Genomic DNA, 23,883 nt, shown 5'->3' on the forward strand with positions numbered 1-23,883 from the left:
GCGGTTGTCCGCACGGAACCCCGAAGTCTCGTGCCACCAGACTATATCAACATATTGATATAAGCATGCTGAGCAATGCTCGCCCGGGCGGTAAGGTTTGCTGGTGTCTTCGATGCAGGATGTGGCGCTGCTCATCAAGCGGCTGCAGAACCAACACCACAAAACACTCGACGCTGCGCTGGGCGCCATAGGACTTACCCTGGTTCAGTGGGACGCGCTGCGGCACCTGTCGCAGCACCCTGGAGCATCGCTACACGCCCTAGCGCAGTTGACCTTTCAGTCCGACCAAGGGTTCGGAACCCTGGCTGCTCGAATGGAAGATCGTGGCCTGGTCCAGCGGGAGGCAGGCCATGGTCGCGCCGTTACCCTGACGATGACCGCGAAGGGGCAAAGTCTACTGGCGGACGCGGCGCACGTAGTGGACCAGACATTGACCGGCACACTCGGTCAGCTCACCCAGGGTGAACTCGATGACCTCCACCGGTTACTTGACGAGGCACTCCGTCCCGATAGCACCTCGTAACCGTCGCCACTTCGGGTGAAACCGAGAGAGTCGAGTTGTTTTCAAAATTCGTGGCGAATGTCTGACAGCAACTTGACCGGAAGTTTGAAGCTGAACCGACGACGTTTTCGACGCCGCACAAGGACAACGTCGACGGACACCGAAGCATTTGTCCTCACCTTCCTCGGTTGTTCAGGGCTTCGTACTCGAAAGTTCTGAATGATTCTGTGCAACAGACGAAGTCGATGAACGGCGTCGCGCTTCGCGTTCGGCAGGCAGGATCAACACCACCACGACGAGCAGGCTCAGCGCCAACAGGACCCCGCCGGTCGCGAGCGCGGTGGAGACCTCTGCCGTCAGCCCGTCTGCGGGGGTCGGCGCACCGACGGCGGCATGGGCTGACACGGTGAGCAAGATGCTGAGGCCCAGTGCCATGCCCAGCTGGTGGAAGGTGTTGACCAACCCCGACGCCGCTCCGGCATCATCCGAATCGACACCGGCGATACCGACCGAGGTGAGCGGCGCAAACGCCAGACCCTGTCCGATGCCTACGAGCAGCATCGGCGCGGCCACCGCGGTCCAGTACGAGCTGTGCGGGGTGATCTGGGCGAGGCCGAACATCCCTGCCATGGTCAGCGCAACACCGATGGCAAGCGGCAGCGCCTGGCCCCATCGTTGAGTGATCTTCGTGATGAACAACGCCACGATGAAATTCACGACGGTCATCGGGAAGAATGCGATTCCTGCTTCAAATGCACTGAACCCGAGCACGTTTTGCAGGTACTGGGTGAGGAAGTAGAAGAATCCGATCATCGCGGCGAGGTAGAGCAGACGCGCCAGGTATCCGCCGGTACGCAGCCGGCTGGCAAACAAGCGCAACGGCATGATCGGTGCGACGGCACGACCTTCGACGACGACCAGCAAGATCAAGACCACGACACCGACGACCAATGCGCCGACCGTGGTGGCATCAGCCCATCCGTCGGACGCCGAGTGGATGATGCCGAAGACGAGCGCACCCACGCCAACTGTGGCACACAAAGCCCCGGCGATGTCGAATCGGCCTGTGGTCCTTGTGGTTTCGGGTAGGAATCGCGGCGCGAGGATCATCATCGCGATGCCGATCGGAACATTGACGAAAAAGCCCGCCCGCCACGACACCCAGTCGGCCAGTGCACCGCCGATGACCAACCCGAGACTGGCGCCGATCCCGGCGGTCATCCCGTAGATCGCGACGGCCTTGGCGCGCTCGCGGCCGGCCGGGAAGCTCGCGGTCAGCAACGCCAATGACGACGGTGCAACGATCGCAGCACCGATGCCCTGCAGTGCGCGCCCGGCGATCAGCCACCACCCGGCGGTCGAGAGTCCGATGAGCAACGAGGCCGTCGCGAAGATCGCGAGACCAACCACCAGGACGCGTCGGCGTCCGAGCAGATCACCCGCTCGCGCACCGAGCAACAACAATCCACCGAACACGAGCGCGTACGCGTCCTGTACCCAGGCCAGGCCGGTGGGTGACAGATCCATGGCCGACTCGATTTTCGGAAGAGCGGTGAAGATGATCGAGTTGTCCAGCAGGATCATGAAGTAACTGATGACGATGATCGCGAGCACGGCCCGGGTGTTGAGTCGCGTCGACGATGCTGGGACGGAGTAATCGGAGGGCATGGAAATCAGTTCACGCCGCGAGCAGGTTCTGTGGGAGTGCCGATTCTTCCGGGTAATGCCGGTACCTCTCACCGATCCACTCATCGCTTTACCGTGGAGGTCATGAGCGCCACACCCGACCACCGTGCGCAGGTCAAAGAGTTTCTCACCTCACGACGCGCGCGGATTACTCCTGACCAGGCAGGTCTACCGGCCTACGGCGGCAAGGCACGTCGTGTGGAGGGTCTGCGCCGCGAGGAGGTGGCGTTGCTGGCCGGCGTCAGCATCGACTACTACGTGCGTATGGAACGCGGCAATCTGGCGGGAGCGTCGGACGCCGTTCTCGACGGTGTGGCCAACGCTCTTCAACTAGACGAGGCCGAACGATCCCACCTGTTCGACCTCGCACGCGCCGCACAGGCGTCGCCGCCGCGGACACGCAACCGCAGCACCGAGGTGACCCGGGGGATCCGGCAGGTGCTCGACGCCATCTCCGACGCCCCGGCGTGGGTCCGCAACGCCCGTCATGACATGCTGGCCGCCAACCAACTCGCGCGAGCGCTCTACCTGCCGCTCCTGGCGGGCACACCCCACCGGCTGCCGAACAATGCGCGCTTCGTCTACCTCGACGAGGCGTCGAAAGACTTCTTCACCGACTGGAACCTGGCCGCCGACGACATAGCAGCCATGCTCCGCATCGAAGCCGGCCGCAACCCGCACGACAAGAACCTCATCGCACTGATCGGTGAACTCTCCACGCAGAGCGAGGAATTCCGGCAACGATGGGCCGCCCACAACGTGCGCTTCCACCGCACCGGACGCAAGATTCTCCGACATCCGGTAGTCGGTGTACTCGAACTCGACTACGAGGCAATGGAATTCCCCGCGCACCCCGACCTGACCCTGCTGGTCTACACCGCCGCCGCCGGGACGCCCGCGTCTGATGGATTGAAAGTCCTCGCCAGCTGGGCGGCCACCGCCACCGAGTCGGGCGAACTCCGCACTCTACCGAGCTGACTGTCGCGTCATTCTGTGGCGGCGGCGTTGGGGACGTCGAGCACCGCTCGTTTCAGAGTCGCGAGGGGTGAACGCAGATTCCTTGCACATACATCTATGGGTTGTTGTCGATACAAGCAGCCTGTGGGGTTCTGGCAATACCCCTTACACCAGTACCTGCCATCGGCCGCGTCGATGCGGTTGTCTGGGTATAGCCCCGTTGAACAAGGAGAGAAACATGCGTGGAGTGATCATGGACGCCCCGGGAGAGATCCGGGTGGCGCAGCGCGATGATCCGACGATCCAGGAGCCGACCGACGCGATCATCAAGGTCGTCGCGACGTGTGTGTGCGGATCGGATCTGTGGCCCTATCGAGGGATCGAGGACGTGGATCATGCCCCGATGGGCCATGAGTACGTCGGCACGGTGACCGAGGTGGGAGACGAGGTGACCACCGTGAAGGTCGGCGACTTCGTCGTCGGATCGTTTTTCGCCTCCGACAACACTTGTGAGATCTGTCGGGCCGGTTACCAATCCCGATGCGTCCATTCCGTGGGGATGGGCGGGATCGGTACACAAGCCGAGTACGCGCGCATCCCGCTGGCCGACGGCACGCTGGTGGCAACGCCCTCGGCACCGGATGCCGATCTGATCCCTTCGCTGCTGGCCGCGTCCGACGTGTTGGGTACCGGATGGTTCGGCGCCGTTGCCGCAGAGGTGGGACCGGGCAAGACGGTGGCGGTTGTGGGTGACGGCGCCGTGGGCCTCCTCTCTGTGATGGCTGCGAAACAACTTGGTGCGCAACGGATTATTGCGATGAGTCGACACTCCGATCGGCAGGCGCTGGCACGTGAGTTCGGTGCCACCGACATCGTCGAAGAACGCGGTGATGAAGGAGTCGCGAAGATCAAGGAGCTGACCGACGGGCTGGGTGCGCACTCAGTGATCGAAGCTGTGGGTACGCAGGAGTCGATGATGCAGGCCATCCGTTCCACCCGCCCGGGCGGGCACGTCGGTTATGTCGGGGTCTCCCATGACGTCGAGTTGCCGGGCCTTGAGCTGTTTTTCGCAGAGATCCACCTCCATGGCGGCCCTGCGCCGGTGCGCAGGTTTCTGCCCGACCTCATCGATCTCATCTGGAAACGAGAGATCAACCCCGGCAGAGTATTTGATCTCACCGTGCCGCTCGATCTGGCCGCCGAGGCATACCAGGCAATGGACCAACGCCGAGCAATCAAGGTGATGCTCACACCGGATGAAAGGTGATCAGGATGAAGATCATTCGCAGTTCCACAAACACGGCCAAAGGTCCGCAGGACTGGTTCACCGGCGATGTCTACATCGACGCGGTGGCCGCCGCGCCGCCACCGTCGCGGATGTCGGCCAACCTCGTGCACTTCATGCCTGGTGCGCGGACGCACTGGCATCGACATCCGCTCAGCCAATCGGTATTCGTGACAGAAGGCATCGGTCTGTGTCAGCGCCGTGGTGGACCCATCGAGGTCATTCGACCTGGCGACAGTGTGCTGTTCGAGGCCGACGAGGAGCACTGGCACGGTGCGGCACCCAACCGTCTGATGGTGCACATCGCCATCAACGAGGGCGACGATGACCACGACGTCGTGCAGTGGCTGTCACCGGTCACCGACGCGGAGTACGGCCAGGCCCCGCCGACCGGCGGTCAATAGTCCGGCTCAGCGGTGCGACGCCGTAGCCGTGTACTGGGGAACGACACGTGTAGGCGGCGATGATCAGCCCGGCAGGACCTCCAGCGTCGCGGCGCGCGGTCCATCCTCCTGGAGGTGATCGACGATCGACGCGTAGTTCCCGTACTTGTCGCGATATGCGTCGTCAACGATGTCCAGGTCGGCGCCGTCGACCTCGCGGAACGCGACGTCGAATGTGGTAGTCCCGGAGGCGATCTGCCCGGTTCCGTTGGCAATCGCCCACCGAAACCAATCCGCGCCGCGGCCGTTGGTGGAGCGGATGAATACGCGGTCGCCCGAGCGAACGATCCAGATGACCCGCGGCCTGCGGACACTGCCATCGCGGCGTCGCGTAGCGACTCCCACCTCCTGCGGTGCGGTGAGTTGTTGTGCCTGCTGGACATTCCACGTGCTCATGACTCGGATCTCCCGGGATATTGGCGGCTCGATGATTCCAGCCTAGGTACCGGCGACGCGGTGTGGGAGGCAACGGAATTACCTCCCACACCGACGACTCAAGCGACGAACGCGTTGTCAAACAACGACAAAGCAGACCGAAGTCTCGCCAAATAGATGGTTCGCCAATGGCGGTGATGATTGACAACAACAATGTGCACATGCGAGGGGAGTGGCGGGTGGCGACGCCGCCGACCTGGGGTCGCCGTTTCGGGTGAGACTGATCGCGTCACGCTCTATTCAAAAATCGCGGCGAATTTTCCGAAGCGTGTCGTGCTTGGTGTTTTAGGCGCGATTGCGAAGAAGTTGCGCGGCGCGGATGTCGCTGCTATTGACGCCTCATCAGATAGAGATGGTGGAAGGTCTGCCTCGGAGCTGCGCGCCCGGACCGCAGCGAGGAAGGCGACCTTGCCGACGTCGGCCTGCCCTTTGAGCACATTCAGCAGTATCTCGCGACGTTGCTGTTGACCGAGCCTAGGGCGGATGGATCGCTATCACATCATCGTGGCTTCCACTCGTGGGCGCAATTGGCAACAACAACTTCATACCTTTGACCGTCCCAACCAAGGTCTGACGAGAATGCAGAATTCACGTCTCCGAACGTCGAGCGGAACCGAAGGGGAGTAGCGCTCTCTGTGGTCAAGAAGGCTTCGAGAGGTGACGACATGACGAGACAGGCTGTTATCGAGCGGCTGGCAGTTAACCCAATGTACCAACTCTCGACTGCTGGTCAGGAGCTCTTCCACACCAACATGCTCTATTGGCTGGCCGAAGAGAAGCCCGCCGAATCGGCCGAGATATGGAAGTTGTTCGGTGTGGGTCACCCAATTAAGGCACACCGAGAGTTGAGACACATCGATCTTCAGGTTGACTCAGACCATGGTCTTCTAATTCTCGAGAACAAGGTCTTAGCCCTCCCTGATCCAAAGCAACTGGAGCGATATGTCAATCGCCTCTTGGCGCTCAAGACGCCGGACTACAAATCGGGGACGTCATGGGTGCTTTTGTCACTGGCTCCTCCAGCCTTCGAGATCGCTGATTGCCAAGGCGTGACATGGCGCTATTGTTCATATCAGGATCTGCTACCTGCACTTCGGGCGACCCTGATGCACCTGGAAGGCGACGACCACTCAATCCTCTCCCGCTACGTCGACCTAGTGCAAGACCTGGTCACACTCACAATGGAATTCGATCCGGGCCTTCACCTCGATGAGCCATTCCAGCTATCGAGTACAGACGTAACGATGCTCGGCGAGGCCCGATTGGTGACAATGGTACGCAAACAGCAGATGTCTCGGTGTGCCGAGATCGTCAGGAACAGGTTGATCACCGACTTTAGGTTCAGCCCGGACGAAGTCGTGTTGGGTGCAGGGATCTCGGCCAAGAGCAAAAGCGGAGTGGTTGAGCACTTTCAGACGCACATGCACGGCAAGTTCGAGCGTAGACTCGGCTGGCAGTTGGAAGGTTTAGCCTTGCGGCTCGTAGGGATTCTAGACCCGCAGGAGTCGAAGCGCATACCTGAGAATCTGCGTGGGGACGAGCTGCTAAAGGCATATCCAACATTCTTCAGCTTCGACTTCGATGACGGATTGCTATTGGCATACAAGGGCACTAAGGACTGGCTTCGCTACGGCGGCGAGTTCCGGTACCGCTACCGACCGTTCCCGCCCGAAACTACATGGCGACAGCTAATAGAGACGCTCGTGAAGGTCTCTCGCCGGACGGCCGAGGAAATCCCGGCGGAAGACTACAAGAAAATGACGGCCTTTGAATCTCCGTGAAATTATGGACGCGATGGATACAGCTGGAGATACGCGGCTGCACTTCTAATGAATCGTCACTGTGACGTATCATCCATCCCCAGGGATTCGCCGTCCCGTCAAGGAGGCCCGCGCACAGGAGACCGATGTGAACTTGCGGCGACGATCGCCGCGCCGCTCAGGCCCGGAGTGTTGCCAAACGACCACACACACAGAACGGAGCCGCCGCTAGGCTCATCCCGTTAGAGTGCCGATAAGAAACATTATGTAAAGTAAACCGCTGCATACTGCAGCAGATGAATCACAGCTAGACCACCGCCCGCCCTGTCGGATGAGTGAAACGGCGATACGTTGTGGTTGGAAAGTCTATCGAGAGGATCGAGCCACGACGGCCGCACCTCCTGGAGGACCCAAGCTTCCGAACAGTCTGTCTCAAGGAGTGCTTCACATCGATCTGGACTTCTTCGTCGTCCCAGAATGCGTCATAAACCCAGACTTGCAACGGTCCCAAATCGCCCTCACGCATCCGGTGTCGGTACTCGCCGAACCCTGTCCCTCGCTGCCGCGCCTCGCTATTGAATACAACGCTGCCGCGCGGCCAGGCTGTGCACCTGGGTGCGAATATGCAGCGATCGAATATGCAGGATTACCAGTAGCACCGAAACGCGCGGTTCGAGAGCAGCGCCGGATCGTCGGTCCACCCCGACATCGCAGGCGTTAACGTTGGACGTCGAGAACTTGTTTTTGAATTCCGTTGTTGTAGACCTCATGTTCGACTAGGACGAGCTTGGTTGCGTCTTTATCGGTCCGGCTGAACAGCCGTTTTCCGGCGCCGAGCAGGAGCGGAAACACCAGTAGGTGGTATCGGTCGACTAGACCGGCGTCGGCCAGCGCGGCACCCAACGTGGCGCTGCCGTGCACCGCAATCGGGCCACCGTCACCCTCCTTGAGTCGGCGCACCTCGTCGATTGAGCGCAGCACCGTCGCCGGCCACCGCTTGTCGTCACCGTCGAGAGTCGTTGACACCACGTAGCGGGGCATCGAGTTGTACCCCGCGAATTCGTCCATTGTGGGCCAGACCGGCGCGAACGCCTCATACGATCGGCGCCCTAACAGCAAGGCAGCTGTTTCGTGCTGCTCGCGGCCCTTGAGCTCATACGCCGCCGGATCGAAAGCGACATCCTTGAACGTCCAACCCGAGTTGCGGTACCCGGGCTCCCCACCAGGGGCCTCCATGACTCCATCGAGTGAAACGAAAGCTGAGACGATGAGTGTGCGCATGACTCTCCTGGACTGGTGATGAAACGGCTAACCGCCGCTCCGGGGTGGAACGGCTTTGCGTGATTGTTGACCACAACCACTGCCGAAACTCATCGCCAAGCTACCGTTCGAGTTCCACGAGCCGCCACCGAGCGCCCCGCCCTCGACGACGTTCGCTACGGCCTCTACTTCGTGCCATTCCGTGCTACCATGTAGCACATGAGTGTGCCGCGCGAGGTAAGCCAACGCGACCTCCGCATGCGTTCCAAAGAGATCATGGACGCGGTGGAGTCCGGTGATTCCTTTACGGTGACCCGCGACGGCCGTGGGATAGGAGAACTCGTCCCCCTACGTCGACGACGCAGCTTTGTTTCCCGCACAGAGTTCGCCCGCGGCTCGGTGTCGGCTCCATTGATTGATGTGGAGAAGTTCCGGTCTGATCAGGACCGCGTATATGACGAAACGTTGAGCGACCCGTATGCCTGACGAAGTACGGCGGGGGTTACTCGACACCAACATCTTGATTCTTCGCCACGCAATCGAGCCTGCGGAACTGCCGGACGAGATGGCAATTAGTGCGATCACCCTGGCTGAGCTCTCCGCAGGCGTACACCTGGTAACTGGCGACGACCCACAGGCCTCCGACGAACGCGCACGCCGCGCCGATGTTCTCCAGCGCGTCGAGAACGAGTTCGACCCCTTACCGTTCGGCGCTGATGCTGCTCGCGCATTCGGCCGCATCAGCGCCGCGGTCCAAGCTCGCGGAAGAACGCCGCGGAGACGAGTGGCGGACCTCATGATCGCATCCGTTTCGACCGCAGCCAGGCTCCCCCTCTACACCACCAACCCCAACGACTTCGAGGGCTTGGACGGCATTGTTCGCGTCATACCCGTGAGTCGCCCCTGAGCTGAGAGCCGACCTCAGCTCGAGTCTCTCATCGACAGGGTCCAGACAATATGCAACAACCGAATATGCAGGTTTACCGGTAACCCACCTCGTGCATCATCAGATCGATCGACGGCTCCTTTCGTCCTGACTGCCCCTCTCACGCCCCGCTTCCGGCGGTACGCTCCCTCCACGGCGCTGGGACACCCTGGACCAGTCCTGAGTCCGGAGGTATACGGCGATGATGTCAGACGACAAGACCTTCGAGGCCATCGCCGATGAACGACGCTCGCTCGCAAGCACATTGGAAACTCTGACACCGGCTCAGTGGGACCACGCGTCGCTATGTGGCGAGTGGACTGTCCGCGATGTCGCAGCCCATCTCGTGGCACCGATGGTGATTCCGATGTGGCGTTTCGGTGTCCTCATGCTTCGTGCCCGCGGCAATTTCGACGAGGCCAACAAGATGATGACCGACTTGGTGGTGCGCCAGCACGGCACCGAGCTGGTCTCACTCCTCCACGACCGCGCCGACAAGCGTTTCGCGCCGCCTGGCCGGGGTCCCGCTGCTCCCCTGACCGACATCGTCGTGCATGCGCTCGACATCTGTCGCCCCTTGGAGATAACACGCAGTTCGCCCGACGACCGTCGCGTCGCAGTTCTCGATTACGTCACCGGTCTCCGCGGGCGCGATGCGTTCGCACATTCCGCTGCTGCGGTGCGATGGGAAGCCACCGATATCGACTGGAGTCACGGCGACGGACCGACCGTGCGTGGGACGGCGGATACGCTGATGCTCGCTATCACCGGACGACGCCGTGTCGTCGAAGAGTTGTCCGGTGACGGCGTGAGTCTTCTGGGCGCGTAGCACGCTGATGGTGAACCATTCGAATACGCCGGTATGCAAATAGGCCGTCACGTATTGCACTGTGTTGCAGGGCTATTGAGGCGGTCAGCGTCGAAGGCAGTGTCGTGGTGGCTGAGGCTATCGCGGCGACGGTTCTGCCTCGCGTCTCCCCCGTGGCCCTACGCATTCACTTGGCACACGGCCACCTAGCGAGGACGAATCGAATAGTCCGCCACCGGAACCCTCGTCGACGCGGCGTCAAACATCTCCCGATCCATCTCGCGACGTCTCAGCACGGCTGGCGAATCGGTGGCGCCGTAACCGATTTCGTCGAGGCGCCCTTCAACGAGTGCGTCGAACACGGCATCGACGAAATCCTCCACCGGCGCGCCGTGTACGTGTCCGGGTCCCGCCAACCGAGTGGCCACCGCCGGGGGGATGACCTCGACGACCCTAACCCTTGTGTGACGCAAGGCGAAACGAAGATTGATCGTGTAACTGTGCATCGCGGCCTTACATGCGCTGTAGACAGGAGCAAACGGCTGAGGGATGAGCGCACCACCCGAAGTGACGTTAACGATCACCGACGGTCTGGAGTGCCCCACCAGGACAGGTGCGAGTAACGCGTTCAGGTGAATCGGACCCGCGAGCAGCGTGTCGATTTCCACTTGTCGTTGATGCCAGGGAGCGTCGTCGACCGCAAGAGGCACCCGGCGCTGAACGCCCGCATTGTTGACGAGCGTATTTATCTCGGGCATCTCGGCGAGAACGTGTGCGGCAAGCCGCTCCCGATCGATCGGCGCTGAGATGTCACTGACGACGGTCTCGAGTCCGGGGGTCCCCTGCGCCGCGTGGCGCAGTGCGTCGGCCGATCGACCAGTCACCATGACGCGGTCGCCCCGCTCGGCGTACCGCTGCGCACGCGCCAATCCGATACCGGCACTGCCGCCCGTGATCAGAACCGCTCTTGATGTTGACATGTAAACATGGTGCATCCAGTCGGTTGACATGTCAACATCGTCCTTCGTAGAGTCCGGCGAATGACGACATCGCGATTGAACGACACCGAACTGCTGCACTGGCAACAGTGGAAACGGGCCGCCGATCGGGTGTGGTCGTCAACGGTCGACCAGATCACCGCGGAGACAGGGCTGTCGGGAGCCGATTTCTCTGTTCTGACCCGGGTAGCCGAGTCCGACGGTAACCGCATTCAGCAAGCGCGCCTCGCGGAATTGTTGGGATGGGAGCGCAGCAGGCTCTCTCGGCAAATCTCACGAATGGTCGACCGAGGACTACTCACTCGCGATGTGGCACAAGGGGTTCGGACGATTGGCACCACCGAGGCAGGACAGTCTCAGGTGGTTCGCGCCCGTCAGGCACATTCACGGGCCGTGCGAACACACCTGTTCGGCCGAATCGAGGCCAAAGACGCCGACGCATTCTGGAGGGTGATCGACTCCTTGACCCGCGAATGAGACCCACGAACCGAGCATCCATGGGCTACTACAGTTGACGCCACATGCCACACCTCGACGCAGCAACCACCGTGATGCTGATCATCAGCATCACCCTCGGCGTGGCCGCGTCCGGCTGCGCGCTCGCCGCCGCCTACGTCTACCTTCACGAGAACCCCAAGCGCGACAACATCGCCCGCGACCGCCTCGCTCGACGCTGGCTCATCGCCACCGCCGTTCTCGGGTTCGCCGTTGTCCTCTTGCGGTTCATCTGGCTGCTGGTGCGGTAGTTCCATTAAACCGTTGGCGAAGCAACACAATCGATGCGTCAGCGAAGCGACCGGCTCATCTGTTGGAGGGCCCTTAACAGCGACGCCTGTTCGACGTCGCTGAGTCCTGAGAGCATCCGATCCTCCACCGAACGCACTGCCGCAGAGGCCTTCTCGAGCTTGCGGCGCCCACGGGGTGTGAGCCGTGCAGGAAGCACTCTGCCCACGGGCGCGGCGTCGGGTCTGCTGACGAAGCCATCCCGTTCCAGTCCTTGCAGTAGGACATTCATCGCTTGACGTGTGATGAACGTGCCGCGGGCCAGTTCGGAATTCGACAGACCAGGCCGCTGCGCAAGCAGTTCAAGACACGAGTACTGGGTCACACTTAGACCGAGCGGCCGGAGAACGTCGTCCATCGCCGCACGGAGCGCACTTGCCACCTCTTTGAGGGCATACCCCACAGAGGTCTCTAGTTCGACGGTCTCTGGTTCGACGCCGCTTCCGTCTTGACTCATGTCAACATACTGACATACATTGTCCTATGTCAGTTTATTGACACTCGATTCCGGAGGAAAACATGCCCGTCAGCGGTCCCGACTTCATCTCCCTGCAAACGCGCAACCTCGAAGCGTCCCAGGCGTTCTATGAGAAGTACCTTGGCTTGGTCCGCTCCCCGGCCGGGCCACCGCACGCGGTCGTGTTCGACACGAAGCCGGTTGCCTTCGCCCTGCGAGATCTGACTCCCGGCACCGACCTCGACGCCGTCACTCAACCCGGCATCGGCGCAGCAATCTGGCTGCACGCCACCGGCGTGCAGGAGATCCACGACGCTCTCGTCGCAGACGGGTACACGATCGTGTCAGAGCCCATCGACGGCCCATTCGGACGGACATTCGCATTCGCCGACCCCGACGGCTATCACATCACTCTTCACGATCGCGCCTGAACCGCGCCCGCCTCGTGCTGTCTGCTCACTGATGCGAAAGTCACTGCGGCAACGACGAATCGCTCGCGGTCGGCTGGCGACGCACCCAGTGCGTCGAACCACGGCATCAAGTTCGGATTCGCGGCACGTCTGATGGCAGACCGTTCCACACTCACATCACATGCGGGCGCGTAGCCGAGCCCCGGTACAGCGACCGTAGGTGCGAAGTTGCGCCACCCGCCGACGAAAAGCGGAACGTACGGCGCGACTTTGCGACGTATCGACTCCTGCGCGGCGCTGAACACGTTGCTGATCCGATACGCGAAGGACAGCGAATTGTGCTCGGTCACGCTCTCGTCGTCGCGACATAGTGTGGTGCCCAACCGTTTCCAGTCAATGGCCACACCAGAACGTCGTTCATCACGAGCCGTTGCCTCAGATGCCATCCACAGCAACGATTTGTCGGAGTAGTAGCAATTCTCGTACCCTCCGCCGACGTCGCTGTGCACGCCGTCGAACCAGACCTGGCTGATGTCGGCGTGCTGGCCTCCCCAGAGGCACGGCGCGAAGACTCGTCGACGCTCGGCGATCGCCAGCGCTTGCCTGGCGGTCTTCACCATCGGCGAGAGCGTCACGTCGTGGAACTTGTACTTCGCGCGCGCGATTCCCGGAACACCCAGGGCGCCAACAGTGTCGAACACCCCGAGGAATTCGATGCGTACCTCGCCACGCCGGTGGGCGTGCCTGTCGATGGCCGCAAGCGCGCGCTCGTGCGCGGGATCGGCGGGAGGAGTCTCTGTGGAGCTTTTCGCGCGCGGTCTGTTGCGGTAGAGGTCCATCGCTGCGGGAAGCTGTCCCTCCGCGACCCCCATCGGGGTGAGCAGTCCGACATGCGCGATCATGCCGCACAGACTCCTGGCCGTGTACGCGCCGCGACTGAATCCGAACACAAAGATGCGGTCGCCAGGTTCGTAGTTCAGCGCGAGGAATCGATAGCAGTCGACGATCGCGTCGTCGAGGCCCACGCCGAATGCGCCGGCAACGATACGTTCTATCCAACTGCCTGTTGACCCGACGCCGCGCGCGTAATGCACGATCTGGGTCTCGCCGTCGAAGCCGCGGGGTGCAATCGAACGCGCGATCTTCTCGACGTTCGAGACGTAGCGATCGTCGGAGTTCTTCCATGTCCCGTCACAGCACACCACGAGATTCTTGGTCATGATGTCGACGCTAAGGCGCTGCGTATGCGCCCACACGGGTAGCACGGTACGCGTTTGCGTTCCGGGCAGCCGATCAAGCCTGCGTAGTCGGGCCGGATCGACGCCGATGAGAAAGAAGACGGAACCCGATTCATCGAGGACCGGATGTGTCCGCTATCCCTCATAACGTCGCCGTTGTCAGATCAACCCGCCACCCAGGAGCACCTGATGACGACAGCACCACTCGAGCCCGCCGACGACAAAGTCGTCGACGCCTCCCCTGGCACCACTCGACGTTCACCTGAATTGTCGCCTTCCACAACACCTTCCGACGCCACGCCGAGCATCGGAGGCAAGGCACGAACCATCGCGCTGATCTGCTTGCTCGCGGCGTCGTTCATGGAGCTCATGGACGCAACCGTCGTCAACGTCGCGCTGCGCACGATGCAGGTCGACCTCGGCGCATCCGCAGTCAGTCTGCAGTGGATCGTCGCCGGCTACCCACTCACCTACGCCGTTGGCCTGATCCTCGGCGCACGGCTCGGCGACAACTTCGGCCGACGGAAACTCTTCGTCGCCGGTCTTGCCGCGTTCGGACTCGCTTCTCTGGCATGCGGACTCGCGACCGGTCCCACCGAACTCGTCGTCTTCCGCCTCATTCAAGGAGTGGCAGCAGCACTGATGGTGCCGCAGGTGCTCAGCAACATTCAGGTGCTGTATCCACCGGCCGAGCGCGCGAAGGCGATGGGAATGTTCACGTCCGTGATCGGTCTGGCGGCCGTCACCGGCCCCATCCTGGGTGCCGTGATCACCGACGGCGATTGGTTCGGCTTGTCGTGGCGACCGGTCTTCCTGATCAATGTGCCGCTGGCCGTGCTCGCTATCGCGGCCGCGATCGCCTTCATTCCCGAGTCGCGCTCGGCGATCAAGACACCCATCACGGCTGGTGCGGCACTGCTCCTCGGCGGATCGCTGGCGGCGATCATGCTTCCGATCACACTCGGACCTGAGAATGATTGGCCGGCTTGGGGATTCATCGTGATGGTCGTTGGTATCGCTGGGCTCGGGTTGTTTGGCGTCCGACAGGTGCGTTCGGCTCGACGCGGCATCGAACCCATGGTCCCGCCGGCCTTGTTCGCCACTCGGTCATTCTCGATCGGGCTCGCGGCATTCACCGCGCTGATGGTGCCCACGGGCGGCTACTTCCTGGTCCAGTCACTGCACGTCCAGCTAGCGCTCGGATGGTCGGTACTTCACGCGGGTCTCATGTGGATTCCGTTCTCGCTGGCAGTACCGATCTCGGCGGGTCTCGCCGCAACAGTGCTCGTCGCACGATTCGGTAAGCGAGTTCTACAGGTCGGCGGTGCCGTGTTCATCGTCGGAATGCCGCTGATGGGCTTTGCCGAGCAATCGGCGCATCCGGCGCTGTGGTTTGCCGCAGCGCTGACCGTGGGGGGGCTCGGCTTCGGCGGGATCGTCGGCTCGGCTGGCCTTCTGGTGCTCAACGACGTTCCGGTGCGCCTCGCGGGTGCGGCGTCAGGCGTCTTCAACACCGCCCAGGCACTCGCGGTGGCATTCGGCGCCGCGGTCGTCGGGACTGTGTATACGTCGGTCGGAGAATCCTCGGGTCTCGAGTCCGCCTACCGTGCTTCGCTGGTCGTCATGATCGGATTCGTTGTGGTGGGCGGTCTGATCGCTCAGGCGTTGCGCACATCGACCACGACATCCGAAGCAACCGACCTCGAACCAGCGGTAGCGTAGCCCGCTACTCGCTTCACTGTTCGGACGACAGGGGGCCTGCAACAGCGGGCCCCCGTCGCTGCTGCGCGCAAGACCGTTGCGGTTCCCACGCAACTCACGGCCGTCGCACCGACGACCGATGAGTTCCGACGCAGCTCGCAGTCACAACCTCCGAGAAACCGAGCGTCGACCCAGAGGGACACGAAATGGCCATCGAGATGTTGTTTCTACACGGAGCAGGCGGCTTTCACGACGATCAGCCGTTGGCCGCCGCGCTGGCAAGTGAACTCGGCGCACATTTCTCGATTCCGGAGCTACCCGACGAGGACATGTCTGTAGCGGCATGGACGTCGGCGATCCGCCCACACGTCGACGAGCTGACGGCATCCGACGTACTTGTGGCCCACTCGTTCGGTGCGTCGATGTTGCTCGCGCTGTTGAGCACCATGCCGACGCCTCCGTCCCGTGCATTCCTGCTGGCGATGCCGAACTGGGGCGATAACGGCTGGGCGGTCGCCGACTACGACTTCACCGGCGCGGAACCGACAACCGCGCTCACCCTGCATCACTGCGAGGACGACGACGTCGTGCCCGTCAGCCACGTGGCACTCAACCAGCGGCTCCTGCCGTCGGCAGACGTTCACCGCTACGAACTAGGTGGACATCAGTTCGACGGGTGCGCCTCCCTTGTCGCCGCCGACATTCGCGCGCACAGTTGACGCCCATGACCCGACCGGCCATCGCTCAGCGCAGTTTGGCGCCGTACACCCGCGTCACAGTCAGCTTGAGCAGCACGCGCCGATCGCTGACCATCACCTCGCGATACTCGGCCCAGTCCGGATGCTCCCCCGCACCCAGGCGGTAGTAGTCGACCAACGCGTCGACTTCGGGTCCGTCAGGATCGCTCGACGGACCGATCAGTTCCGCGGTTCCCTCCGCCGTGGCCCATGTAAAGCCGTCGGCGCTGGTGTATTCGATGGCGGCGCGTGGATCTCGGCGGAGGTTGACGGTCTTCGCACGTCCGTCTGTCATGGATACATAGATCGTGTCGGACTCACGGTCGTACACCGAAGTGACCGGTGAGAGTTGAGGAAGTCCGTTCGCCTTGATCGTGGCGAGGATGGCGATCGACGTGTCGGCGATCAGGTCACGGGGGTCGTACTGCTCGTCAGTCATGGTTGTGGCAACCGTCACCAAGCCGGGGGCATTCCCGCGCGGCGTCGACGCACCACTACCCTCTGCAGGTGACTTTCTCGACCTGGGCGGCGCTGCTGACCGCGTGCGTGCTGATCAGCTTCACCCCGGGAGCCGGCGCGATCAACACGATGAGCAACGCCATGAATGTCGGATTCCGACGCGCATTCTGGGGTGTGCTCGGTCAACAGGTCGCGCTCCTCATCCAACTGCTCATCGTCGCCGCGGGACTCGGCGTGATCATCTCCCGATCTCACACAGCGTTCGAGGTCATCAGGTACACCGGCGCGGCGTACCTCATCTACCTCGGAATCCGACAGTTCTTCCGACGCCCCGACATGTCCGACGAGGCAAACGTGGCAGTCCGGAACGAATCGGCCGCGTCGATGTTCGTACGAGGACTTTGGGTCAACCTGCTGAACCCGAAGGCGATCGTGTTTCTGCTCGCGTTCATCCCCGGATTCGTTCGCCCCAGCGATCCTCAGCTGATCCAGTACGTGGTCATCGGAGTAACGATGGTGGTCGTCGACATACTCGTGATGTGGTTCTTCTTTGCCCTGATAGCACGGGGATTCGCGCGCGTCACGCGGACCGAACAGGGCCAACGTCGTCTCAACCGTGTGTTCGGCGTTCTGTTCGTCGCCGTGGGCGTCATGCTCGCGGTTGTGTGACCATGTTCGAGGCCAGAGGATTCGAAGGCCTCACAATCACAAGCAGTACCAGCGTCCAGTGGAGGACTCACGATGTCATCGCCCGAGATCGACGACCGCGCACGCGTCGACAGCCTCCTCGACGCACAGACCAAAGCCGAACAACTCTTCGACGAGGTGGAGCGGCGCGGCATGATCCGGGCGGGAATCGGTGAGCGCGCGCTCTCCGACGAGATCCGTGATCTGGCCGCCGAGATGTTCGGCGTGACGCGTCACTGGCACAAACGAATCGTCCGCGCCGGAGGGAACACCCTGGAGACCTTCCGCGCCAACCCACCGGATCGGATCATCGCCGACGACGACATCCTGTTCCTCGACTTCGGCCCGATCTTCGAAGAATGGGAAGCCGACTTCGGCCGCACCTTCGTTCTGGGCGACGACGAACTCAAGCGACGTCTCACCGACGACCTGCCCCGAATCTGGGATGCCGGCCGCGCCTACTTTCGCGCACACCCCGAGATCACCGGAGCCGAACTGTTCGACCACGTCGTCGAACTCAGCGAGCAGGCAGGCTGGCATTTCGGCGGCGAGATCGCCGGCCACCTCGTCGGCGAGTTCCCGCACGAGAAGATCTCCGGCGACGAGATCGAGAGCTATGTGGCGCCAGGGTCGTCGGGTCCCATGCGTCGCCTGGATCCGTCTGGACGGGTGTGCCATTGGATTCTCGAGGTGCATCTCGTCGAGCCCGACCGTCGATTCGGTGGCTTCTACGAGGAACTCCTCGACCTTCCGTGAGCAAAGATTGTGTGTGCGGGGAATGAGACTACTTCCCCACTGCCGGTGACCTTTTGCGCGCTGTATTCCCTGCAGGGGGTTTGCGGCGTATCCACCGCCTCTCGACGGTATTCACCATGTCCGGTGCCGTGTCGTGGCACCACGCGTATCGACGACCGCTTCTCCACCGCTGTCACGTCGAAGAGAGACTGGCCTGTCTCTCCGCTACCGCTACTGGCGCGTGAACGTCACTCGGGCCTTGCGGGCTCGAATGTCGCCCTGATTCGTCGTGCGACGTCAGGGATTAGGACACTGTCGCGATGTCGTCGGGAAGAGACTTTCGCTTGTGTGGTGGTAGCCACGCTGGACTTGAACCAGCAACCTGCCATTCTGCAAATGACCGCTCTGCCAATTGAGCTAGTGTCGCGTTGACTGAGGATGTGCTCTTCCGTGCGGTTCCAAGCCTTTTGGGCCCAGAATGCCGCACACCCTCGACCTTTCGGATGTCGGTCCTACTCGATCTCTCCTGTCTCGGCGAAGCTGCCACGCCCCGCCTCCACAGTCATGGAATACGCCCTCGACTGAACCATCTCGGACTGAAATTCCTTCCCTCACCGCAACATTCGTCGCTACTGACCACACCTGGCAGGTGTCGGGTCACCGATCGGCTCTCCCGGCTCTCACCGTCAGATCGCTTCGACGTTGCCTCCACCCTGGGGTGAAGGTTCCGGCTCGGAGTGCATGGGGTACCGGAACTTCTCCCGGCGACGGATGTCACCCCGCCTTTCACCGGATCACTCCGGCTTATGCGCCATGCCGCATTCGTATGTCGATGTAGTTGTCAAACGTCCTGCACCACTTGGGTTGTCGCTGTCGAGCAGTGCGGGTAGCGACTCTAAGCGGTCCCGCTACGACGCACAACAGATTTTCTGCCGAGTCCGAGAACGCCGACGCTGAGCGGTACGCCTCAGTCCCGATCGGCGTCGCCCGAAAGATCGCCGGACAGCTCATCGAGACGCTGCTGAGCGCGCAACCGCTCGTCGGATGCCGACTCCAGAACGGACGCGGCCTCGTCGCGGTGTGACCGCGCTGTCTCGGCGGCTCGTTGCGCGAAACGCAGTTCCTGTTCGGCACGATCGAGTTCCGCGCGTAGCCGTGCGACGCGGTCCTCGAGATCGGCGGCGGTGCGCTCGGTGTCGTCCACGCCGCGCTGCGCGCTCTCGAGTTCGACGGTCGCCAAGTCGACGTCGGCGGTGTATCGATCGAGAAGTGCTCTGGCAGCGTCGATCTCCGATTCGCGGGCAGCCGTCGAACCTTCTGCAGCACTTGACGAGGGTTCGGGCATCCCTGCGGTCGCCTCGTCGGCGGGTGCCGGCGAATCTGCTAGTGCCACCAGTCCGGCGGGGCCGAAGCCGCTGTACTCCATCGCGGTGACCAGCCGACCGCGACGCAACAATTCGGCCACCTGTTCGTCGCCGATCGCCGCGCGCAGTGTCTGAACAGCCTCTCGCTCGACCGTCGAGGTCATGCCCGTACCGATCTCGGTGGCGAACGAACCTAGGTGATCGAGCGCAGTCTGCACGACCTCGCGGCGTCGTATCGACAGTTCACGCAGCAGTTCGGCCGACGAGCGGCGCTGCGCCTCACGGAGTTCGTCGGCAACGGTAAACAGCGGGTCGAGGTCGGTGGGCGAACGGCGAATCCACTGGTTCAGCAGCCAGGCGACTTGTGTCGGCTTGCGTGCACGTGAGATGTCGACGGCGAGCTCGGGACTGTCGGCCGCTCGTGCCGAACGCGTCAATTCACGCCTTCGAGAGACGAATTCGCTTGGCGCGCAGCCATACAGCTCATCGAGAGCGTCGTCGAGATTCACGAGCGAATCCTCAGACGCCGAACTCGATGATCGCTCGCTCGCCGAATTTCCGAAAGCCCATGCGCTGCAACAGCGGCGACGAGGTAGCGGTCTCGGCATGCACGAGCCCGAGCGAGGCTCCCCGACGTCGCGCATCGTGAAGTCGAGCGACGATCAACGCCCGATACACGCCGCGACCCCGATGAGCGGGAAGGACGGCGCCACCCCACATTCGAGCGACCTCACCCTCGAGCGTGTAGCCGCCCGCACCGGCCGGTTCCAGGCTGCCGTGCGAATCGACGCCGGCCACGAACAGCCCGGGCGGCGTGGCGTCCCGCGTAGCAGCGTCGTCGAGGATGGGTGGCGGAAAACCCCAGGCGTCGAGGGAGATTCGGGCGAACTCGGCGATTCCGGCATCGTCGTCGACGCGGCGCGCGACGACTCCGTCGGGTGTCGGTATCCGGTCGACGATCTCTGCCGCTATCTTGAGCGCGACGATGTCGCGAACGGCGATCGTCGTGGCATCACGTCGCTCTAGTTCGGCGTGATCGATACCCCCGAACAGTCCCGGCGCACGCGTGAAGCGCACACGCTGGGCGTCGAGTCGCCTCGCGTGGGCGGCGGCCTCATCGAGCACGACGATCGGATCACGTTGCGTCCCGTGGTAGTTCAGCAACGTGGCGGTTCCGTCGAGCACATAGAACTCGTAGCCGTCGATGTCGAGATGGCGCGAGCCGACCGGATGCCAGGAAGACGTCCACCGTATAGATTCAGCGCGCACGCGCTCCGGTGTCCACATCACCAGACAAGCGTGCCACAGCGGAGACGTGCCGATCACGGCGTCTCAGTTTGAGAGAAATCCTGAATCATTCCAGAATGCGTTGCATACTGACGAGGTGTCCCCCACGCCGGAGTACGCAGACCAACTGCGTGCAGCCGAACTTCGAGTGACCCGTCCGCGGGTCGCGGTGCTGCAGGCCGTCAATACGCACGCGCACGCCGACACGGAGACCATTTTTCTCGCCACACGCACGATGCTGCCCGACGTCTCACGCCAGGCGGTCTACGACGTACTCGGTGCGCTGACCGACGCCGGACTCGTCCGACGCATCCAGCCCTCCGGCCTCGTCGCCCGCTACGAGGCGCGAGTCGGCGACAACCATCACCACACCGTGTGCCGTTCGTGCGGCGCAATCGGCGACGTCGATTGCGCTGCGGGAACAACGCCGTGCCTCACGGCATCCGACGACAACGGCTTCGTGCTCGACGAGGCCGAGGTCATCTATTGGGGCCTATGCCCCGACTGCAACACAACGTCCATACCGGGGTCACATTCGTGATCACAGCCCGAATCACCACTTACCGGAAGGAAGACAGTGTCTGAAGAGAAGTCAGCCCCCGAAGCTCCCCCCATCGGTGAGGCACAGACCGAACCTGCCGAATCAGGTTGTCCGATGCACATCCGCCCACCGGTCGAAGGCGGCGGCAATCAGCAATGGTGGCCGGACAAGCTGAATCTGCGTGTGCTCGCGCACAATCCGCAGGTCATCCGTCCCCGCGAACCCGACTTCGACTACGACGCCGCGCTCGCCGACCTCGACGTCGAGGCGCTCGTCAGCGACCTCAAAGACGTCATGAAGGACTCGAAGTCGTGGTGGCCCGCCGACTTCGGTCACTACGGCCCCTTCTTCATCCGGATGTCATGGCACGCCGCGGGCACCTACCGCGTCGAGGACGGCCGTGGCGGAGCCGGAACCGGAATGCAGCGTTTCGCCCCCCTGAACAGCTGGCCCGACAACGTGAGCCTCGACAAGGCACGACGACTCCTGTGGCCGGTGAAGAAGAAGTACGGCAAGGCACTGTCGTGGGCCGATCTCCTGGTCCTGGCCGGAAACGTCGCGATCGAGGACATGGGTCTGCCGACCAAGGGATTCGCCTTCGGGCGTCCCGACGAGTGGGAAGCAGACGAGGTCTATTGGGGTGCCGAGTCGGTGTGGTTGGGCACCAACCTGCGCTACCAGGGCGGCAAGCGCGAACTCGAAGAGCCGCTGGGCGCAACCACCATGGGTCTCATCTACGTGAATCCCGAAGGCCCGGAAGGTGTTCCGGACTACCTCGCGGCTGCAGCCGATATTCGCGAGACGTTCGGCCGCATGGCCATGAACGACGTCGAGACCGCAGCCCTGATCGTCGGCGGTCACACCTTCGGCAAGACGCACGGCAACGGCGACGCCGAACTCCTCGGCCCTGAGCCCGAAGCCTCACCGATCGAGCAGATGGGTCTTGGTTGGAAGAATCCCCAGGGCACCGGCGTCGGCAACGACACGGTCACCAGTGGCCTCGAGGTCACATGGACCCACACACCGACCAAGTGGGACAACAGCTTCCTCGAGATCCTGTACGGCAATGAGTGGGAACTCTTCAAGAGCCCCGCGGGCGCCAACCAGTGGCGGCCGAAGGACGGAGGCTGGGCCAATTCGGTGCCGGTGGCCCAGGGCGACGGCAAGACCCACCCGTCGATGCTGACCACCGACCTGACGATGCGTTTCGACCCGATCTACGGGGAGATCACCCGCCGTTGGCTCGACCATCCAGAAGAACTCGCCGACGAGTTCGCGAAGGCGTGGTTCAAGCTCCTCCATCGCGACATGGGGCCTGCCATTCGCTACCGCGGCCCGCTCGTGCCGTCGGAAACCTACATCTGGCAGGACAACGTCCCCGCTGCCGAGGGCCCGCTGCTCTCCGACGCCGACGCCGACAGCCTGAAGTCCGCGATCCTCGAAACCGGTCTCACCGTGCCACAGCTCGTGTCCACGGCATGGAAGGCGGCGTCGACGTTCCGTGGCAGCGACTACCGCGGCGGCGCGAACGGCGGACGGCTGCGCTTGCAGCCGCAGCTCGGCTGGGAATCCAGCGAGCCCGACGAGCTCGCACAGGTCATCAGCAAACTGGAACTCGTCGCCGAGCAGTTCAACTCCGAGCCCGGCACCAAGGTGTCGTTCGCCGATCTCGTGGTGCTCGGCGGAGCCGCGGCGATCGAGAAGGCGGCGAAGGATGCCGGCGTCACGGTGACGGTCCCGTTCACCCCGGGCCGCACCGACGCGACGCAGGAGCAGACCGACCAGGAGTCGTTCGCCTACCTCGAGCCCCGCTACGACGGATTCCGAAACTACGAGGGCAAGGGCAACGAGCTGCCCGCGGAGTACAACCTCGTCGACAAGGCCAACCTCCTGACCCTGTCGCCGCCGGAGATGACGGTGCTCGTCGGTGGTCTACGCGTACTCGGCGCCAACCACAAGAACTCCTCGCTCGGAGTGCTGACGACCAAGCCGGGCACGTTGACGAACGACTTCTTCGTCAACATCACCGACATGGACGTCGAATGGTCGGCATCGCCGGCAGACGACGGCACCTACGTCGCGGTCGATCGTGAGTCGGGCGAGCAGAAGTGGACGGGTTCGCGGGTCGATTTGGCCTTCGGTTCGAACTCCGATCTGCGTGCGCTCGCCGAGGTCTACGCCGAGGACGACTCGAAGCAGAAATTCGTCGACGACTTCGTCGCCGCGTGGGCCAAGGTCATGGAACTCGACCGCTACGACCTGCACTGATTCGACCGATCACCACCGATGCACCTCGTGGACACAATCCACGGGGTGCATCGGTGTGTGTGGCAGCCCACGTAGTCTTACGCCAGTGCCCGACACGTCGAGTCACTCCCCCGTACTCGCGCGTAGCGCAACGATTCGACACAATCGTCCGGGGCCG

Annotated in this window: 27 protein-coding genes and 1 tRNA gene; 17 read left to right on the top strand and 11 right to left on the bottom strand. The window is 62.7% G+C overall.

Annotated elements, in window-relative coordinates; genetic code table 11:
- The first annotated feature begins 112 nt into the window (after positions 1-112).
- Positions 113-523, top strand: coding sequence for a MarR family winged helix-turn-helix transcriptional regulator (locus ACRVY7_RS13480; protein WP_431817523.1), 411 nt, complete (start codon positions 113-115; stop codon positions 521-523).
- A gap of 171 nt (positions 524-694) precedes the next feature.
- Here ACRVY7_RS13480 and ACRVY7_RS13485 read toward each other — a convergent pair whose 3' ends face one another.
- Complete coding sequence (locus ACRVY7_RS13485; RefSeq protein WP_431817406.1) at positions 695-2,170, bottom strand: MFS transporter; 1,476 nt, start codon at positions 2,168-2,170, stop codon at positions 695-697.
- A gap of 102 nt (positions 2,171-2,272) precedes the next feature.
- Between ACRVY7_RS13485 and ACRVY7_RS13490 the strand changes: the two genes are divergently transcribed.
- From ACRVY7_RS13490 to ACRVY7_RS13500, 3 genes are all read left to right on the top strand, one after another.
- On the top strand, positions 2,273-3,166 hold the full coding sequence (locus tag ACRVY7_RS13490) for a helix-turn-helix domain-containing protein (protein ID WP_431817407.1): 894 nt from the start codon (positions 2,273-2,275) through the stop codon (positions 3,164-3,166).
- A gap of 217 nt (positions 3,167-3,383) precedes the next feature.
- Positions 3,384-4,412 carry a zinc-dependent alcohol dehydrogenase family protein gene (locus ACRVY7_RS13495; RefSeq protein ID WP_431817408.1) on the top strand — a complete coding sequence of 343 codons (1,029 nt, stop codon included), beginning with the start codon at positions 3,384-3,386 and terminating at the stop codon, positions 4,410-4,412.
- A gap of 5 nt (positions 4,413-4,417) precedes the next feature.
- A complete protein-coding gene (locus ACRVY7_RS13500; RefSeq protein ID WP_431817409.1) occupies positions 4,418-4,834 on the top strand; it encodes a (R)-mandelonitrile lyase in 417 nt (138 codons plus the stop codon).
- 63 nt (positions 4,835-4,897) lie between these two features.
- Here the strand turns inward: ACRVY7_RS13500 and ACRVY7_RS13505 are convergent, their stop codons facing one another.
- A complete protein-coding gene (locus ACRVY7_RS13505) occupies positions 4,898-5,269 on the bottom strand; it encodes a DUF2255 family protein (RefSeq protein WP_431817410.1) in 372 nt (123 codons plus the stop codon).
- A gap of 275 nt (positions 5,270-5,544) precedes the next feature.
- A complete protein-coding gene (locus ACRVY7_RS13510; RefSeq protein WP_431817411.1) occupies positions 5,545-5,745 on the bottom strand; it encodes a hypothetical protein in 201 nt (66 codons plus the stop codon).
- Positions 5,746-5,973: 228 nt separating this feature from the next.
- Between ACRVY7_RS13510 and ACRVY7_RS13515 the strand changes: the two genes are divergently transcribed.
- The gene (locus tag ACRVY7_RS13515) at positions 5,974-7,089 is read left to right on the top strand and encodes a hypothetical protein (protein ID WP_431817412.1); all 1,116 of its coding nucleotides are present in this window, start codon (positions 5,974-5,976) and stop codon (positions 7,087-7,089) included.
- A 696-nt stretch (positions 7,090-7,785) separates the two neighbouring features.
- Here the strand turns inward: ACRVY7_RS13515 and ACRVY7_RS13520 are convergent.
- Positions 7,786-8,349, bottom strand: a complete 564-nt coding sequence (locus tag ACRVY7_RS13520; RefSeq protein WP_064867600.1) for a dihydrofolate reductase family protein — start codon at positions 8,347-8,349, stop codon at positions 7,786-7,788.
- A gap of 198 nt (positions 8,350-8,547) precedes the next feature.
- On the opposite strand from ACRVY7_RS13520, the gene ACRVY7_RS13525 reads away from it, so the two are divergent.
- The 3 genes from ACRVY7_RS13525 to ACRVY7_RS13535 all read left to right on the top strand — a co-directional run bounded on the left by ACRVY7_RS13525 (position 8,548) and on the right by ACRVY7_RS13535 (position 10,082).
- A complete protein-coding gene (locus ACRVY7_RS13525; protein ID WP_005206757.1) occupies positions 8,548-8,814 on the top strand; it encodes a type II toxin-antitoxin system Phd/YefM family antitoxin in 267 nt (88 codons plus the stop codon).
- Positions 8,807-9,235: a type II toxin-antitoxin system VapC family toxin gene (locus ACRVY7_RS13530; protein ID WP_431817413.1), complete on the top strand. Its 429-nt coding sequence runs from the start codon at positions 8,807-8,809 to the stop codon at positions 9,233-9,235. The genes ACRVY7_RS13525 and ACRVY7_RS13530 overlap by 8 nt, the downstream gene beginning before the upstream one ends.
- A 220-nt stretch (positions 9,236-9,455) precedes the next feature.
- The gene (locus ACRVY7_RS13535) at positions 9,456-10,082 is read left to right on the top strand and encodes a maleylpyruvate isomerase family mycothiol-dependent enzyme (RefSeq protein ID WP_431817414.1); all 627 of its coding nucleotides are present in this window, start codon (positions 9,456-9,458) and stop codon (positions 10,080-10,082) included.
- A gap of 185 nt (positions 10,083-10,267) precedes the next feature.
- Here ACRVY7_RS13535 and ACRVY7_RS13540 read toward each other — a convergent pair whose 3' ends face one another.
- Positions 10,268-11,041, bottom strand: coding sequence for an SDR family oxidoreductase (locus ACRVY7_RS13540; RefSeq protein WP_431817415.1), 774 nt, complete (start codon positions 11,039-11,041; stop codon positions 10,268-10,270).
- A gap of 60 nt (positions 11,042-11,101) precedes the next feature.
- Here ACRVY7_RS13540 and ACRVY7_RS13545 point away from each other — a divergent pair, with 60 nt between their 5' ends.
- Together ACRVY7_RS13545 and ACRVY7_RS13550 are read left to right on the top strand one after the other, a co-directional pair.
- Positions 11,102-11,536 (top strand): MarR family winged helix-turn-helix transcriptional regulator, encoded by a 435-nt coding sequence (locus ACRVY7_RS13545; protein WP_431817416.1) that lies wholly within the window; start codon positions 11,102-11,104, stop codon positions 11,534-11,536.
- 44 nt (positions 11,537-11,580) lie between these two features.
- Positions 11,581-11,805 (top strand): hypothetical protein, encoded by a 225-nt coding sequence (locus tag ACRVY7_RS13550; protein ID WP_431817417.1) that lies wholly within the window; start codon positions 11,581-11,583, stop codon positions 11,803-11,805.
- A gap of 38 nt (positions 11,806-11,843) precedes the next feature.
- On the opposite strand, the gene ACRVY7_RS13555 is transcribed toward ACRVY7_RS13550, so the two are convergent.
- Positions 11,844-12,299, bottom strand: a complete 456-nt coding sequence (locus ACRVY7_RS13555) for a MarR family winged helix-turn-helix transcriptional regulator (protein WP_431817418.1) — start codon at positions 12,297-12,299, stop codon at positions 11,844-11,846.
- A 62-nt stretch (positions 12,300-12,361) separates the two neighbouring features.
- On the opposite strand from ACRVY7_RS13555, the gene ACRVY7_RS13560 reads away from it, so the two are divergent.
- On the top strand, positions 12,362-12,730 hold the full coding sequence (locus ACRVY7_RS13560; protein ID WP_431817419.1) for a VOC family protein: 369 nt from the start codon (positions 12,362-12,364) through the stop codon (positions 12,728-12,730).
- Here the strand turns inward: ACRVY7_RS13560 and ACRVY7_RS13565 are convergent.
- Positions 12,715-13,929 carry a T6SS phospholipase effector Tle1-like catalytic domain-containing protein gene (locus tag ACRVY7_RS13565; protein ID WP_431817420.1) on the bottom strand — a complete coding sequence of 405 codons (1,215 nt, stop codon included), beginning with the start codon at positions 13,927-13,929 and terminating at the stop codon, positions 12,715-12,717. The two genes, ACRVY7_RS13560 and ACRVY7_RS13565, sit on opposite strands and share 16 nt — an antisense overlap.
- 207 nt (positions 13,930-14,136) lie before the next feature.
- Here ACRVY7_RS13565 and ACRVY7_RS13570 point away from each other — a divergent pair, with 207 nt between their 5' ends.
- On the top strand, positions 14,137-15,669 hold the full coding sequence (locus ACRVY7_RS13570) for an MFS transporter (RefSeq protein WP_431817421.1): 1,533 nt from the start codon (positions 14,137-14,139) through the stop codon (positions 15,667-15,669).
- A 185-nt stretch (positions 15,670-15,854) separates the two neighbouring features.
- On the top strand, positions 15,855-16,367 hold the full coding sequence (locus ACRVY7_RS13575; protein ID WP_431817422.1) for an RBBP9/YdeN family alpha/beta hydrolase: 513 nt from the start codon (positions 15,855-15,857) through the stop codon (positions 16,365-16,367).
- Between the two features lie 25 nt (positions 16,368-16,392).
- On the opposite strand, the gene ACRVY7_RS13580 is transcribed toward ACRVY7_RS13575, so the two are convergent.
- The gene (locus tag ACRVY7_RS13580; protein WP_049701064.1) at positions 16,393-16,824 is read right to left on the bottom strand and encodes a PPOX class F420-dependent oxidoreductase; all 432 of its coding nucleotides are present in this window, start codon (positions 16,822-16,824) and stop codon (positions 16,393-16,395) included.
- A gap of 68 nt (positions 16,825-16,892) precedes the next feature.
- Here ACRVY7_RS13580 and ACRVY7_RS13585 point away from each other — a divergent pair, with 68 nt between their 5' ends.
- On the top strand, positions 16,893-17,513 hold the full coding sequence (locus tag ACRVY7_RS13585; protein WP_049701059.1) for a LysE family transporter: 621 nt from the start codon (positions 16,893-16,895) through the stop codon (positions 17,511-17,513).
- A gap of 72 nt (positions 17,514-17,585) precedes the next feature.
- On the top strand, positions 17,586-18,287 hold the full coding sequence (locus tag ACRVY7_RS13590; RefSeq protein ID WP_431817423.1) for a M24 family metallopeptidase: 702 nt from the start codon (positions 17,586-17,588) through the stop codon (positions 18,285-18,287).
- Between the two features lie 335 nt (positions 18,288-18,622).
- Here the strand turns inward: ACRVY7_RS13590 and ACRVY7_RS13595 are convergent.
- The 3 genes from ACRVY7_RS13595 to ACRVY7_RS13605 all read right to left on the bottom strand — a co-directional run bounded on the left by ACRVY7_RS13595 (position 18,623) and on the right by ACRVY7_RS13605 (position 20,956).
- Positions 18,623-18,693: transfer RNA gene (locus ACRVY7_RS13595), tRNA-Cys, on the bottom strand.
- Between the two features lie 540 nt (positions 18,694-19,233).
- Positions 19,234-20,139 (bottom strand): hypothetical protein, encoded by a 906-nt coding sequence (locus tag ACRVY7_RS13600; RefSeq protein ID WP_431817424.1) that lies wholly within the window; start codon positions 20,137-20,139, stop codon positions 19,234-19,236.
- Positions 20,140-20,149: 10 nt separating this feature from the next.
- The gene (locus ACRVY7_RS13605) at positions 20,150-20,956 is read right to left on the bottom strand and encodes a GNAT family N-acetyltransferase (RefSeq protein ID WP_431817425.1); all 807 of its coding nucleotides are present in this window, start codon (positions 20,954-20,956) and stop codon (positions 20,150-20,152) included.
- Between the two features lie 58 nt (positions 20,957-21,014).
- On the opposite strand from ACRVY7_RS13605, the gene ACRVY7_RS13610 reads away from it, so the two are divergent.
- Together ACRVY7_RS13610 and katG are read left to right on the top strand one after the other, a co-directional pair.
- On the top strand, positions 21,015-21,458 hold the full coding sequence (locus tag ACRVY7_RS13610; RefSeq protein ID WP_431817426.1) for a Fur family transcriptional regulator: 444 nt from the start codon (positions 21,015-21,017) through the stop codon (positions 21,456-21,458).
- 36 nt (positions 21,459-21,494) lie between these two features.
- Entirely contained in the window at positions 21,495-23,726 is a 2,232-nt protein-coding gene (gene katG / locus ACRVY7_RS13615) for a catalase/peroxidase HPI (RefSeq protein ID WP_431817427.1), read from the top strand.
- The last annotated feature ends 157 nt before the right edge of the window (positions 23,727-23,883 follow it).

It is taken from the genome of Gordonia jacobaea (assembly GCF_965344965.1).
In the GTDB taxonomy this organism is placed as follows: domain Bacteria; phylum Actinomycetota; class Actinomycetes; order Mycobacteriales; family Mycobacteriaceae; genus Gordonia; species Gordonia jacobaea.

Excerpts from the sequence above, each read along its gene's own strand:
- ACRVY7_RS13570 (WP_431817421.1), top strand. The coding sequence starts at position 14,137 with ATGACGACAGCACCACTCGAGCCCGCCGACGACAAAGTCGTCGACGCC.
- ACRVY7_RS13590 (WP_431817423.1), top strand. The coding sequence starts at position 17,586 with ATGTCATCGCCCGAGATCGACGACCGCGCACGCGTCGACAGCCTCCTC.
- ACRVY7_RS13525 (WP_005206757.1), top strand. The coding sequence starts at position 8,548 with ATGAGTGTGCCGCGCGAGGTAAGCCAACGCGACCTCCGCATGCGTTCC.
- ACRVY7_RS13490 (WP_431817407.1), top strand. The coding sequence starts at position 2,273 with ATGAGCGCCACACCCGACCACCGTGCGCAGGTCAAAGAGTTTCTCACC.
- ACRVY7_RS13505 (WP_431817410.1), bottom strand. The coding sequence starts at position 5,269 with ATGAGCACGTGGAATGTCCAGCAGGCACAACAACTCACCGCACCGCAG.
- ACRVY7_RS13555 (WP_431817418.1), bottom strand. The coding sequence starts at position 12,299 with ATGAGTCAAGACGGAAGCGGCGTCGAACCAGAGACCGTCGAACTAGAG.
- ACRVY7_RS13560 (WP_431817419.1), top strand. The coding sequence starts at position 12,362 with ATGCCCGTCAGCGGTCCCGACTTCATCTCCCTGCAAACGCGCAACCTC.
- ACRVY7_RS13550 (WP_431817417.1), top strand. The coding sequence starts at position 11,581 with ATGCCACACCTCGACGCAGCAACCACCGTGATGCTGATCATCAGCATC.
- ACRVY7_RS13565 (WP_431817420.1), bottom strand. The coding sequence starts at position 13,929 with ATGACCAAGAATCTCGTGGTGTGCTGTGACGGGACATGGAAGAACTCC.
- ACRVY7_RS13535 (WP_431817414.1), top strand. The coding sequence starts at position 9,456 with ATGATGTCAGACGACAAGACCTTCGAGGCCATCGCCGATGAACGACGC.
- ACRVY7_RS13530 (WP_431817413.1), top strand. The coding sequence starts at position 8,807 with ATGCCTGACGAAGTACGGCGGGGGTTACTCGACACCAACATCTTGATT.
- ACRVY7_RS13515 (WP_431817412.1), top strand. The coding sequence starts at position 5,974 with ATGACGAGACAGGCTGTTATCGAGCGGCTGGCAGTTAACCCAATGTAC.
- ACRVY7_RS13500 (WP_431817409.1), top strand. The coding sequence starts at position 4,418 with ATGAAGATCATTCGCAGTTCCACAAACACGGCCAAAGGTCCGCAGGAC.
- ACRVY7_RS13485 (WP_431817406.1), bottom strand. The coding sequence starts at position 2,170 with ATGCCCTCCGATTACTCCGTCCCAGCATCGTCGACGCGACTCAACACC.
- ACRVY7_RS13495 (WP_431817408.1), top strand. The coding sequence starts at position 3,384 with ATGCGTGGAGTGATCATGGACGCCCCGGGAGAGATCCGGGTGGCGCAG.
- ACRVY7_RS13580 (WP_049701064.1), bottom strand. The coding sequence starts at position 16,824 with ATGACTGACGAGCAGTACGACCCCCGTGACCTGATCGCCGACACGTCG.
- ACRVY7_RS13545 (WP_431817416.1), top strand. The coding sequence starts at position 11,102 with ATGACGACATCGCGATTGAACGACACCGAACTGCTGCACTGGCAACAG.
- ACRVY7_RS13575 (WP_431817422.1), top strand. The coding sequence starts at position 15,855 with ATGGCCATCGAGATGTTGTTTCTACACGGAGCAGGCGGCTTTCACGAC.
- ACRVY7_RS13520 (WP_064867600.1), bottom strand. The coding sequence starts at position 8,349 with ATGCGCACACTCATCGTCTCAGCTTTCGTTTCACTCGATGGAGTCATG.
- ACRVY7_RS13540 (WP_431817415.1), bottom strand. The coding sequence starts at position 11,041 with ATGTCAACATCAAGAGCGGTTCTGATCACGGGCGGCAGTGCCGGTATC.
- ACRVY7_RS13480 (WP_431817523.1), top strand. The coding sequence starts at position 113 with ATGCAGGATGTGGCGCTGCTCATCAAGCGGCTGCAGAACCAACACCAC.